This is a genomic window from Streptomyces sp. NPDC107546 (assembly GCF_055639175.1).
Window position 1 is genome coordinate 324,270 of the sequence record NZ_JBVKBA010000002.1, and the last position, 12,318, is coordinate 336,587.

Here is a 12,318-nt window from a genome sequence, read left to right on the forward strand (position 1 = left end):
AGGGAACACCGCCTGGGCGCGTGACGGTCACGGGCCGGATCAGAACAGCGGTTCCGGCAGGACCCCTTCGAGCGCCAGCAGCTTCCGCTTGGTCTCCAGACCCCCTCCGAACCCACCGATGCCGCCGCCGCTCTCGACCACGCGGTGGCACGGCACCACCACCGGCAGCGGATTCGATCCCATCGCCACACCCACGGCCTGGGCGGCGCCCGGCTGACCGACCCGGCCGGCCAGGTCGCCGTACCCGACCACCGTGCCGTAGGGAACACCGGAAGCCAGCTCGCGCAGTACCTGGCGGTTGAAGCCGGTGATCAGGGACCAGTCCAGGGGCAGCGCGAAGTCGTGCAGCCTGCCCGCGAAGTACGCCGTCACCTGGCCTATCGCCTCTGCCAGCAGCGGTGAGCGGGGGTCCTCCACGGGCTCGGTCCCGAGCCGGGACGCGAGCCGCTCCAGGGCCTTGTCGCGCACGGCGTCCGAGGCGTGGAACACCACGTTCACCAGGCCCTCGCGTGTGGCGGCCAGCAGCAGAGGGCCGATGTCGGTGGGGACGACGGTCCACACCAGCTGTTGCTCGTACTGCCCATGACTGTCCATGCGCCCACCGTACGGCGCGGCACTGACAACGGCCCCGGGCACGGGCAGTGCCGCAGTGCGCCGGCGGACGTACCTCGTCCCCGTTCAGTGAGCGCCGATCACGGCCCGAACCACGTCGGGTGCGTTCGTGATGATGCCGTCCACTCCGAAGCCGGACACCCGTCGGGCCGCCTCCGCAGTGTCGACGTTCCAGGCGAACACCTTCATCGGCCGGTCGTGTGGCCCCTTGAGGGCGTGGACCGCGGAGACGTAGCGGGTGGAGAGCTTGGTCTGCGTCGAGTTGATCTGGTCGGCGAACCGCGAGTACAGCGGCAGCTCCGTCGCCGGCGGCGTGCCCAGGTACGCGGTTGTGATCCCTGGGCGCAGATCGTGGACCGTCCGCACGCTGTCCGCGCTGAAACTCTGGACGATCAGCCGGTTCCTGAGGTGGTCCGCGTCGAGCCAGCCCTCGTTGCCGAGCAGCTTGAGGATCTGCCGCTCGAGTCCCGGATACAGCTCGGGGTTCTTGATCTCCAGGAGTAGGTTCTGGTGATGCTGGGACACGCGCTCCATGTACTGCCGCAGTGTCGGCACGCGCGCGCCCGCGTGCTGAGGGCCGAACCAGCTTCCCGCGTCCAGGCGTGCGATCTCCTCGGCAGTGAAGTCCTTCACCCGCCAGGGCGACCGGCCGGGGAACAGCTGCTTGACGTCGGTCGTGCGCTCCAGCGTGGCGTCGTGGATGACGACGAGCCGGCCGTCTCTGGTGCGCTGCACGTCGTTCTCGACCCAGCTGAAGCCCATGGCGGCCGCCTTGTCGACGGCGGCCAGCGTGTTCTCCGGCGCGTACGCCGAAGCGCCGCGGTGCGCGATGACGACCGGGCTCTGATCCGCCGTGGCGCGGGCGTGCCGGGTGGGCAGTATGGCGACGCCGAGCCCGAAGAGGGCGATGAGCGTGGCGGCGGCAACGCGCGCGTACATGCTTACTCCTGGTGTCGGGTCGGACACGGAAAGCACCAGGATGACAGCACGGAGCCCGGTGGTTCGGCCGCAGCAAGGACGCAAATGAACCGGGATGCCCGACACTGGTCACAGGCGCCGCACAAGTGCGGGGGCGCCGTGATTCTTTGCCGGAAAATCGTTCGACCGCCCCGGTGAGGGTCATACTCTCTGCCTCAGCCCTGACCGTCGTCACGGCTGGGGATGGGGGTGGTTTCCGGAATTTCAGAGACCATCAGGGTGGGAAGGGCAGCCGCGCATGCAGGGCACCGTCGACGGCTTCAGCTACGGACTCGTCACACCGGTGGTGGCGTACCTCATGGCCAGCCTCGGCGGCGCGCTCGGTCTGCGCTGCACCACCAGATCGATGCTGGTCGCCCAGTCCTGGCGGGCCGGCTGGCTCGCCCTGGGATCGACCGCCATCGGGTCCGGCATATGGACCATGCATTTCGTCGCCATGATGGGGTTCACCGTCAAGGAGACCCCCATCCACTACGACAAGGCGATCACCTTCGCGAGCCTCGGCGTCGCCATCGTCATGGTGGGGCTCGGCGTCTTCATCGTGGGCTATCGGGGCGCGACCGGAGTGGCGCTCTTCACCGGCGGCACCATCACCGGTCTGGGCATCGCCTCGATGCACTATCTGGGCATGGCCGGGATGCGCCTGCACGGCGTGCTCGAGTACAACACCCTCACCGTCGCCGCCTCCGTCGTCATAGCGGTCGTCGCCGCGACAGCCGCTCTGTGGGCCGCCGGACAGATCCGCGGATTCCTCTGGAGCATCGGCGCGAGCCTCGTCATGGGACTCGCCGTCAGCGGCATGCACTACACCGGCATGGCCGCCGTCAGCGTCCACCTGCACGGCGCCGCCGGAAGCCCGGGCGGTGACTCGCCCGCGTCCCTGCTCGCCCCCATGATGATCGGCCCGATCGTCTTCCTGGTCCTGGCCGGCGTCGTCGTGCTCTTCGACCCGATGATGGTCGTGGGCAAGCCCGACCGGATCGTCGAGCGCAAGCCCGGCGTACCGGCTCACCCCGAGCTGGCCCCCACGGGCACGGGCCGCCGTCCGCTGTCCCGCTCCGGCCCGCGCGCCGAGCACCGGGGCTCCCACGGCCCTCAGGACTGGTGACCGGCCCCCGTTGTCAGTGCGGGGTCGTACGGTGGATTCCATGCGGCCCGTTTCACACATCGAACGCACGGTGGCGCCCTTCGAGGTCGTCAGCCCCTACCAGCCGAGCGGTGACCAGCCCACGGCCATCGCCGAGCTGGAAAAGCGCATCCGGGCAGGTGAGAAGGATGTCGTCCTGCTGGGCGCGACCGGCACCGGCAAGTCCGCGACCACCGCGTGGATGATCGAGCGGCTCCAGCGTCCCACCTTGGTGATGGCGCCGAACAAGACGTTGGCCGCCCAGCTGGCCAACGAGTTCCGCGAACTTTTGCCGAACAACGCGGTCGAGTACTTCGTCTCGTACTACGACTACTACCAGCCCGAGGCATACGTCCCTCAGTCGGACACGTACATCGAGAAGGACTCCTCGATCAACGAGGAGGTGGAGCGCCTGCGCCACTCCGCCACCAACTCGCTGCTCACCCGTCGTGACGTGGTCGTGGTCGCCTCCGTCTCCTGCATCTACGGCCTCGGTACTCCTCAGGAGTATGTGGACCGGATGGTCAGCCTCAGAGTCGGCGACGAGATCGACCGCGACGAGCTGCTGCGCCGCTTCGTCGACATCCAGTACACGCGCAACGACATGGCGTTCACGCGCGGCACCTTCCGGGTGCGCGGTGACACCATCGAGATCTTCCCGGTCTACGAGGAGCTGGCCGTCCGGATCGAGATGTTCGGCGACGAGATCGAGGCACTGTCCACCCTCCATCCGCTCACCGGCGAGGTCATCAGCGACGACGAGCAGCTGTACGTCTTTCCGGCCTCCCACTACATCGCCGGCCCCGAGCGCATGGAGCGGGCCATCAGGGGCATCGAGAAGGAGCTGGAGGAGCGCCTCGCCGAGCTGGAGAAGCAGGGCAAGCTCCTCGAGGCCCAGCGGCTGCGGATGCGCACGACGTACGACATCGAGATGCTCCGCCAGATCGGCACCTGCTCCGGCGTGGAGAACTACTCGATGCACTTCGACGCCCGCGAGCCCGGCTCCGCGCCGAACACGCTGCTGGACTACTTCCCGGAGGACTTCCTGCTCGTCATCGACGAGTCGCACGTCACCGTGCCGCAGATCGGTGCCATGTACGAGGGTGACGCCTCCCGCAAGCGCACCCTCGTCGAGCACGGTTTCCGGCTGCCCTCCGCACTGGACAACCGCCCGCTGAAGTGGGAGGAGTTCCAGGAGCGCATCGGCCAGACCGTGTACCTGTCGGCGACCCCGGGCACGTACGAGCTCTCCCGCTCGGACGGCGTCGTCGAGCAGATCATCCGCCCCACCGGCCTCGTGGATCCCGAGGTGGTGGTCAAGCCCACCGAGGGGCAGATCGACGACCTGGTGCACGAGATCCGCAAGCGCACCGAGAAGGACGAGCGCGTCCTCGTCACCACCCTCACCAAGAAGATGGCCGAGGACCTCACCGACTACTTCCTGGAGCTCGGCATCCAGGTGCGCTACCTGCACAGCGACGTCGACACCCTGCGCCGCGTCGAGCTGCTGCGGGAGCTGCGGTCGGGCGAGTTCGACGTCCTGGTCGGCATCAACCTCCTCAGGGAGGGACTCGACCTTCCGGAGGTCTCCCTGGTGGCGATCCTCGACGCCGACAAGGAGGGCTTCCTGCGCTCGGGCACCTCGCTCATCCAGACCATCGGCCGCGCGGCGCGCAACGTCTCCGGTCAGGTCCACATGTACGCCGACAAGATGACCCCGGCGATGGAGAAGGCCATCGACGAGACCAACCGCCGCCGGGAGAAGCAGGTCGCGTACAACACGGCGAACGGCATCGATCCGCAGCCGCTCCGCAAGAAGATCAACGACATCGTTGCGCAGATCGCCCGCGAGGACGTCGACACGGAACAGCTGCTGGGCACGGGCTACCGCAAGACGAAGGACGGCAAGGGCAGCAAGAGCCCGGTGCCCGCGCTCGCCAACCACGCCGTCAAGGGGGCCAAGCCGACCAAGGGCAAGGCGAAGGTCAAGGAGACGGTCCCGACCGACCGCCCGGCCGCCGAACTCGCCGAGCAGATCGAGGAGCTGACCGAACGGATGCGCGCCGCCGCCGCGGACCTGCAGTTCGAGATCGCGGCCCGGCTGCGCGACGAAGTCTCGGAGATGAAGAGGGAACTGCGCCAGATGAGGGAGGCGGGCCTGGCCTGACGTCCCCGCCATTGTGCCGGACCCCGGCAGGCGCGCGGTGTGTTGCAAGACCGACACAAAGCGCGAGCCGGGGTTCGGCACTGTCAGTGCCGCTGCGTAGGGTTTTGACATCCGCCAAGTCCGCGGCCAACAGGGGACGCTCGAGAGGGGAACAGCGCGTGACCGTCAACTTGACCAAGGGTCAGGCCATCAGTCTTCAGAAGAACGACGGAGGCACGCTGACCGCGGTGCGCATGGGGCTCGGCTGGCAGGCCGCTCCCCGACGCGGGCTGTTCGGTTCGCGTACCCGGGAGATCGACCTGGACGCGTCCGCGGTCCTGTTCGCGGACAAGCAGCCCGTGGACGTGGTCTTCTTCCGCCACCTCGTGAGCGACGACGGTTCCGTCCGCCACACGGGTGACAACCTCGTCGGCGGTGTGGGCCAGGGCGGCGACGACGAGGCGATCCTCGTCGACCTGCAGCGCGTCCCGGTCCACATCGACCAGATCGTCTTCACCGTGAACTCGTTCACGGGCCAGACGTTCCAGGAGGTGCAGAACGCGTTCTGCCGCCTCGTCGACGAGACCAACGGCCAGGAACTGGCCCGCTACACGCTCGCGGGCGGCGGCGCCTACACCGCGCAGATCATGGCGAAGGTGCACCGTGCCGGCGGGGGCTGGACGATGACGGCTCTCGGCACCCCGGCCAACGGCCGCACCTTCCAGGACCTGATGCCGGCGATCCTGCCGCACCTGTAGGCGGCCGGACGCGCTCGGCGCGAGAAGCGACACAGGGGGACGAGGCGATGACGGCCGAGCTGGTCCGGGGGCAGAACCAAGCGCTTCCCCAGGTCCGACTTGAGGTCCGGGTGGCGGCCGGCACGCCGATCGTGGCCGGGGCCACGCTCAGCGACGAGCAGGGCAGGGTGCCCGGTACCGAGTGGGTGGCCCATCCGGGCAAGCCCATCCTGCCGGGTCTGGAGGTTTCCAGGCAGGCGGTTGCCGACCACCGCCTCGCCTTCGACCTGGACGCCCTGCCGGAGCGCGTGCATCGGGTCACGGTGCTGCTGGCCCTGCCGACCGGCATCGGCGGTCCGGTGCGGTTCGGCGCCCTCGATGCCCCCTCCGTGGCGGTCACCGGCCTCGACGGCTCACAGGTCGCCAGCTACAGCGTCACCGGCCTGGACTCGGAGTCCGCCGTCATCGCACTGGAGCTCTACCGCAGGCAGGGTGGCTGGAAGGTGCGTGCGGTCGGCCAGGGGTACGCGGGCGGGCTCGCCGCGCTCTTCACGGACCAGGGCCTGCCCGAAGCCCGGCAGCTCGCGGACGGCATCAACGAAGCAGTGATCCAGGGCCTGGCCCGCTCGGTGGCCCCGCCTCCGCCGCGCCTGCCCAAGGGCGACCGCACACGGCAGGCGACCGCCCCCGCGCCTCCCCAGGAACCGCCCGGCGCCGAGGCGCCGGCGCAGCACCAGGGGCCGTCCGGCATACCGCAGCAGGGATCGCCGTACGACGTCACCGACGCCCCGATCCCTGTCGCACAACCCGCTCTCGGCGGGCCGGTCGACTACCACCACCCCGGTCGCCAGGCCACGCCGCCGCCCCCGCCCGCCGGGCAGGCCGCGCAGCCGGTCGCGGGCGATGCGACCGGCTGGTCCATGGAGGAGCGCCTGTACAACCAGGTGTGGGGCATGTTCGAGGACCTGGCGCGTACGGTGGCCGCGTACCGCAGCGCCGTCGACTTCGCCGACTCGCGCCTGGAGCAGGAGCTGGACAAGGCCCTGGCCGATCCGCGCGCCCGCCTCGGCGAGCAGGGCGACGCCGCACGCGACGCGGCCCAGGCCAAGCACGCCCACCTCGTCAACCAGGCGAGAGCCGCGCTCGACCGTGATCTCACCCAGCTCATCGCCGAGTCCGATGTCGTCGAACCGGCGCTGCCTGAGGCGTTCGCACGCTGGGACAGTCCCGTCTGGCAGGGCTACCGGATACCGAGGGACCTCCCCATGGCCGTGCGCCTCGGCGACCTGCACTTGCCCGAGAGCGAGAGCCTCCGCATTCCCATGCTGGTCAGGCTGCCCCTGCAGCGCGGTCTGTGGATCGACAGCGGCCGTTCCGGATTCCCCGACCCGCTCGTGGACCCGGACGAGCTGCGCCGCCTCGCGATGGATATCGCGGTCACCCACGCGTCCCGGCTTCTTGCCGTGTACCCGCCCGGCGCGTTCGCGGTGCACGTCATCGACCCGGCGGGCTCCGGCGCTTCCACGCTCGCGCCCCTGGTGCACTCCGGGGTGCTCGCCACTCCGCCTGCCGTCGGCGCCTCGGGGGTGGCCGACGTGCTGACCCGGCTCACCCAGCGCGTCGACCTGGTGCGGATGGCGGTGCGGGGCGGCGCGTCCGACTCCCTGCCGCCCGGTCTCGACACGGCCCAGCAGCTGCTGATCGTCAACGACTTCCCGCACGGCTTCGACGACCGGGCCGTGAACCAGCTGCGCTACCTCGCGGACGAAGGCCCGGACGTCGGTGTCCACCTGATGATGGTCGCCGACCAGGACGACGCGGCCGCCTACGGGCCGCTGCTCGACCCGCTCTGGCGTTCACTGCTGCGGCTCACCCCGGTGCCCGACGACCACCTCGCGGACCCGTGGATCGGCCACGCCTGGACCTACGAGCCGCCGCGGCTTCCGAACGGCAGCCAGGTGCTCGACCGAGTGCTCACCCAGGTCGCCGAGGCCCGTCGCTCCTGGAACCGCTGAGGCGTCCGCCTCTGCCCGCTGGGGTAGGGATGGCGCTTGACCAGCTGTTTTGACCTTTCTTTTGCCAATTGCTTTACCTTCTCTTGGTGATTCAGGTACTGTTGATGGCACGGAGGGGAGTACTCCCTATCTGCTGCGGCGCACCCGTCAGTACGGATCAGGCCAGATCCCGGGGCGTCGGCCCACGGAACCGGGTGTTCACGCGCCTGCGCCGGTGGGTGGAAGAGACCTCCGGTGGCGACGACGCCGACATTTGCCGTGACGTACGTACTGCCGGAGGGCGCAGTGGATGTTTCGATGACCTTGTGGGTCCTGACGATCGTGGGCCTTGCCGCCCTGATCGCGGTCGACTTCTTCATCGGCCGCAAGCCGCACGACGTATCGATCAAGGAAGCCGGGATCTGGACGGTCGTCTGGATCGCCCTCGCCGGCCTGTTCGGGCTGGGCCTGCTCGTCTTCGGCGGCGGTCAGCCCGCCGGGGAGTTCTTCGCCGGCTTCATCACCGAGAAGTCGCTCAGCGTCGACAACCTCTTCGTCTTCGTCCTGATCATGGCGAAGTTCGCGGTGCCGTCGCAGTACCAGCAGCGCGTACTCCTCGTCGGGGTTCTCATAGCCCTGGTCCTGCGGGCCGTCTTCATCGCCGCGGGCGCCGCGATCATCGCGTCCTTCTCCTGGGTCTTCTACCTGTTCGGCGCGTTCCTGATCTGGACCGCCTGGAAGCTCATACAGGAGGCGAGGGCCGATGAGGCCGACGAGGAGTACGAGGAGAACAAGCTGCTGAAGGCCGCCGAGCGCCGCTTCGGCGTGGCCGACCGTTACCACGGCACCAAGCTGTGGATACGGCAGAACGGCAAGCGGGTCATGACGCCGATGCTGGTGGTGATGCTGGCGATCGGCACCACCGACGTACTGTTCGCCCTCGACTCCATCCCGGCGATCTTCGGCCTGACGCAGGACCCGTACATCGTCTTCACGGCCAACGCGTTCGCGCTGATGGGTCTGAGGCAGCTGTACTTCCTCATCGGCGGCCTGCTCAAGAAGCTGGTCCACCTGTCCTACGGCCTGTCGATCATCCTGGGCTTCATCGGCGTCAAGCTGGTGTTGCACGCGCTCCACGAGTCCGGGGTCCACGTCCCCGAGATCTCCATCCCGGTCTCCCTCGGCGTGATCTGTGCCGTACTGATCGTCACGACGATCACCAGCCTGATCGCCTCCCGGAAACAGGAGGCGGCGGCTGACGCGACGCACAAGGCCACACAGAGCACTGCCGAGGACAGCGTCGAGGCCTGACGCTTCGCGGCCGATGCGGCCGACAGGGGTGCCCAGCACCTTGCCGGGCGCCCCTCCGGACGACCATGCGAAATGCGGAGCGTTCCCGGCGCGGGGACGCACCCAGGAGGTGGCATGACCGATTTGGTGACGTTCATGCAGACCGCAACCGTCATCGGGGCCACACGATGGGCAGGAGCCGGAATGCGGGCTCCGGGCGCGTCTGCGACGATCACCGCATGATCGTGGGGCTTCGGTCACTCGCGGCGCGGTGGGTGACCGCCGTGCCGGTGGCCGCCGTGGTCCTGCTGGCCCTCACCTGGGGCCGCGCCGTGCCCGGCGCGGTCGTCACGGTGATCACGTTCGTACTCGCCGGGTCTGTGCTGGCCGCGGTCCACCATGCCGAAGTGGTCGCGCACCGGGTCGGTGAGCCGTTCGGCTCGCTCGTTCTCGCCGTCGCCGTAACGATCATCGAGGTCGGCCTCATCGTCGCCCTGATGGCGGACGGCGGAGCCAAGAGCGCGAGCCTGGCCCGGGACACCGTCTTCGCGGCCGTGATGATCACCTGCAACGGCGTCGTCGGGCTCTGCCTGCTCGTCGCCTCACTGCGCCACGGAATCGCGGTCTTCAACCCCGAGGGCACCGGCGCGGCCCTGGCCACCGTCGCGACGCTCGCCACCCTCAGCCTGGTCCTGCCGACGTTCACCACCAGCAAGCCCGGCCCGGAGTTCTCCCCGGCCCAGCTCACCTTCGCCGCGCTCTCCTCACTGGTCCTGTACGGCCTGTTCGTGGCCACCCAGACCGTGCGCCACCGTGACTACTTCCTCCCCATCACCCGGCAGGGCGAGGTGATCCACGCGGACGACCACGCGGAAGCGCCGTCCGCGCGTACCGCGGCCCTGAGCCTGGGCCTGCTCGGCCTCGCCCTCGTCGGGGTCGTCGGGCTCGCCAAGGGAGTGTCGCCCACCATCGAATCCGGGGTGGCGGCGGCCGGGATGCCGCAGGCCGTCGTCGGGGTCGTCATCGCGCTGCTCGTGCTGCTGCCCGAGACCATCGCCGCGCTGCGGTCGGCGCGCCGCGACCGGGTGCAGACCAGCCTCAACCTGAGTCTCGGCTCCGCGCTGGCCAGCATCGGCCTGACCATCCCGGCGGTCGCCCTGGCGAGCGTATGGCTCCCCGGACCGCTCGTCCTCGGTCTTGGCCCGGTGCACATGGTGCTGTTGGCGCTGACTGTGGTGGTGAGCTCTCTGACTGTGGTGCCGGGGCGGGCCACGCCGCTTCAGGGTGGGGTTCATCTGGTGGTGTTCGCGGCGTACCTGGAGCTGGCGGTCAACCCGTAGCCCGGGCACAACAGGGGGCCACCGTCGTGCCCCAGCGCCTCATCCGGGGGCCGGCTCCGACACCGGCACCTGTACGGGGCGGGTCTCCGGCAGCAGTGCGAAGCACCCGAGGCTGAGCAGGGCCACGGCCGTCAGGTAGGCGCCGACACCCCAGGGCACCCGGCCCCCGCGCTCGGCCAGCGTGGTGGCCGCGATCGGGGTGAGGGCGCCGCCGAGCACGCCGCCCAGGTTGTAACCCACGGCCGCACCCGTGCAGCGCACCCGGGGCTCGAACAGCTCCGGCAGATACGCGGCGATCACGGCGAACATCGTGATGAGGGCGAGCCCCGCCCCCAGGAACCCCAGAAACATCAGCAGGGGCTCGCCCGTGGCGAGCAACGCCACCATGGGGAACATCCACAGCGCGGTGCAGGCACAGCCCGTCAGACACAGTGAACGCCGCCCGCAGCGGTCACCCACGAGGGCGACCAGCGGGGTCAGCATCCCCTGCACCACGACGGTGGCCATGACGCAGGCCAGCATGACCGTGCGGCTCACGCCGAGCCTCTCCGTGGCGTACGCCAGGGACCAGGTCGTCGTGGTGTAGAAGACGGCGTACCCGATCGCGAGTGCGCCGGCCGTCAGCAGGACGAGCCGCCAGTGGTTGCGTACGACCTCGACGAGTGGCACGCGCGCGTGGTCGTCGATGTCCAGGAAGAGGGGGCTCTCGGTGAGCGCGCTGCGCAGCCACAGACCTGCCGTCGCGAGCACCCCCGCCGCCCAGAAGGGAATCCGCCACCCCCAGGAGGCGAACTGCGCGTCCGACAGCGTGGCCGACAACCCCAGCATCACGCCGTTGGCCAGCAAGAAGCCCAGCGACGGGCCGATCTGCGGAAAGCTGGTCCACAACACGCGCCGCCCTGCGGGCGCGTGCTCCACGGTCAGCAGCACCGCACCGCCCCACTCCCCGCCGAGCCCCAGACCTTGGAGAAAGCGCAGAGCCAGAAGGAGCACGGGAGCGGCAGTACCGATCGCCTCGTACGTCGGAAGACAGCCGACCGCCACCGTCGCCGTGCCGGTCAGCACCAGGGAGGCGATGAGAACCGGCCGTCTCCCACGCCGATCCCCGATGTGCCCGAACAGCACCGAGCCGAGCGGCCGCGCCACGAAGCCGACCCCGAAGGTCCCGAACGCCGCCAGTGTGCCCGCCACCGGGGAGAACGTCGGGAAGAACAGTGGGCCAAGGACCAGGGCGGCCGCGGTCCCGTAGACGAAGAAGTCGTAGAACTCGACGGCGGTTCCGGCGAGCGAGGCGGCCGCGAGCCGGAGCATGGAAGGGGCCCTTACCGAGCGTGCATCGTGCATGCCGGATCAACTACCCGCAGTAACCGCCCGCTACGGGGGCGCACGGGAGCTTGGCACAGCGACCGATGGGGCGGGCGTGCGCCCGAGCGAACGGCGCGGTCAGTGGGTGACGGTGATGCGCCAGGCGGGACCCTCCGCGTGCACGGCGCCTGGCCCAGCCCGCACCGGGCCGGGTCATGCGCTCGGCGCAACGTGATAGACCGGGGGCTGATCAGCGGTCCGCCAAGGACCGGAAGACCTGAAACGGACCGGAGGAAATGTGCCCCGCACCCTCGCCGACGCCCCGATCATGATCCTCAACGGCCCCAATCTGAACCTTCTAGGGCAGCGACAGCCGGAGATCTACGGCTCCGACACGCTGGCGGACGTCGAGGCGCTGTGCGTCAAGGCGGCGGCCGCCTACGGCGGCACGGTGGACTTCCGGCAGTCCAACCACGAGGGCGAGCTGGTGGAGTGGATCCACGAGGCGCGCCTGAACCACGCCGGGATCGTGATCAACCCGGCCGCCTACTCCCACACCTCCGTCGCGATCCTCGATGCCCTCAACACCTGTGACGGGCTGCCGGTGGTGGAGGTCCACATTTCCAACATCCACCAGCGTGAGCAGTTTCGACACCACTCCTACGTATCCCTGAGGGCCGACGGAGTCATCGCCGGGTGCGGGGTGCAGGGTTACGCGTTCGCGGTGGAGCGGGTCTCGACGCTCGCGGGGGCGGGGCGGACGCAGGCGTGACCGCGGGGAGCAGCCCCT

10 protein-coding genes are annotated in these 12,318 nt (G+C 69.5%); 7 read left to right on the forward strand and 3 right to left on the reverse strand.

Going from position 1 to position 12,318, the window contains the following annotated elements; genetic code table 11:
• Positions 1-39 precede the first annotated feature (39 nt).
• Together ACZ7L1_RS04040 and ACZ7L1_RS04045 are read right to left on the reverse strand one after the other, a co-directional pair.
• The gene (locus ACZ7L1_RS04040; RefSeq protein ID WP_471433977.1) at positions 40-594 is read right to left on the reverse strand and encodes a methylated-DNA--[protein]-cysteine S-methyltransferase; all 555 of its coding nucleotides are present in this window, start codon (positions 592-594) and stop codon (positions 40-42) included.
• 84 nt (positions 595-678) lie between these two features.
• Positions 679-1,551: a glycerophosphodiester phosphodiesterase gene (locus ACZ7L1_RS04045; protein ID WP_471433979.1), complete on the reverse strand. Its 873-nt coding sequence runs from the start codon at positions 1,549-1,551 to the stop codon at positions 679-681.
• Between the two features lie 277 nt (positions 1,552-1,828).
• Here ACZ7L1_RS04045 and ACZ7L1_RS04050 point away from each other — a divergent pair, with 277 nt between their 5' ends.
• From ACZ7L1_RS04050 to ACZ7L1_RS04075, 6 genes are all read left to right on the forward strand, one after another.
• Positions 1,829-2,698 (forward strand): MHYT domain-containing protein, encoded by an 870-nt coding sequence (locus ACZ7L1_RS04050; protein WP_471433980.1) that lies wholly within the window; start codon positions 1,829-1,831, stop codon positions 2,696-2,698.
• A 40-nt stretch (positions 2,699-2,738) separates the two neighbouring features.
• On the forward strand, positions 2,739-4,883 hold the full coding sequence (uvrB, locus tag ACZ7L1_RS04055; RefSeq protein ID WP_471433981.1) for an excinuclease ABC subunit UvrB: 2,145 nt from the start codon (positions 2,739-2,741) through the stop codon (positions 4,881-4,883).
• Between the two features lie 158 nt (positions 4,884-5,041).
• The gene (locus ACZ7L1_RS04060; RefSeq protein ID WP_389002699.1) at positions 5,042-5,620 is read left to right on the forward strand and encodes a TerD family protein; all 579 of its coding nucleotides are present in this window, start codon (positions 5,042-5,044) and stop codon (positions 5,618-5,620) included.
• Positions 5,621-5,667: 47 nt separating this feature from the next.
• Entirely contained in the window at positions 5,668-7,614 is a 1,947-nt protein-coding gene (locus tag ACZ7L1_RS04065) for a TerD family protein (RefSeq protein ID WP_471433984.1), read from the forward strand.
• Between the two features lie 285 nt (positions 7,615-7,899).
• Positions 7,900-8,904, forward strand: coding sequence for a TerC family protein (locus ACZ7L1_RS04070; protein ID WP_471433985.1), 1,005 nt, complete (start codon positions 7,900-7,902; stop codon positions 8,902-8,904).
• Between the two features lie 218 nt (positions 8,905-9,122).
• Positions 9,123-10,223, forward strand: a complete 1,101-nt coding sequence (locus ACZ7L1_RS04075) for a calcium:cation antiporter (RefSeq protein WP_471433987.1) — start codon at positions 9,123-9,125, stop codon at positions 10,221-10,223.
• 39 nt (positions 10,224-10,262) lie between these two features.
• Here the strand turns inward: ACZ7L1_RS04075 and ACZ7L1_RS04080 are convergent, their stop codons facing one another.
• Positions 10,263-11,534, reverse strand: a complete 1,272-nt coding sequence (locus tag ACZ7L1_RS04080) for an MFS transporter (RefSeq protein WP_471433989.1) — start codon at positions 11,532-11,534, stop codon at positions 10,263-10,265.
• Positions 11,535-11,826: 292 nt separating this feature from the next.
• On the opposite strand from ACZ7L1_RS04080, the gene aroQ reads away from it, so the two are divergent.
• Positions 11,827-12,300 (forward strand): type II 3-dehydroquinate dehydratase, encoded by a 474-nt coding sequence (gene aroQ / locus ACZ7L1_RS04085; protein ID WP_471433990.1) that lies wholly within the window; start codon positions 11,827-11,829, stop codon positions 12,298-12,300.
• Positions 12,301-12,318 lie beyond the last annotated feature (18 nt).

What these genes read in the sequence shown, in the direction of transcription:
- ACZ7L1_RS04040 (WP_471433977.1), bottom strand. Translation starts at nt 594, where the DNA reads ATGGACAGTCATGGGCAGTACGAGCAACAGCTGGTGTGGACCGTCGTC.
- ACZ7L1_RS04045 (WP_471433979.1), bottom strand. Translation starts at nt 1,551, where the DNA reads ATGTACGCGCGCGTTGCCGCCGCCACGCTCATCGCCCTCTTCGGGCTC.
- ACZ7L1_RS04050 (WP_471433980.1), top strand. Translation starts at nt 1,829, where the DNA reads ATGCAGGGCACCGTCGACGGCTTCAGCTACGGACTCGTCACACCGGTG.
- uvrB (WP_471433981.1), top strand. Translation starts at nt 2,739, where the DNA reads ATGCGGCCCGTTTCACACATCGAACGCACGGTGGCGCCCTTCGAGGTC.
- ACZ7L1_RS04065 (WP_471433984.1), top strand. Translation starts at nt 5,668, where the DNA reads ATGACGGCCGAGCTGGTCCGGGGGCAGAACCAAGCGCTTCCCCAGGTC.
- ACZ7L1_RS04075 (WP_471433987.1), top strand. Translation starts at nt 9,123, where the DNA reads ATGATCGTGGGGCTTCGGTCACTCGCGGCGCGGTGGGTGACCGCCGTG.
- ACZ7L1_RS04080 (WP_471433989.1), bottom strand. Translation starts at nt 11,534, where the DNA reads ATGCTCCGGCTCGCGGCCGCCTCGCTCGCCGGAACCGCCGTCGAGTTC.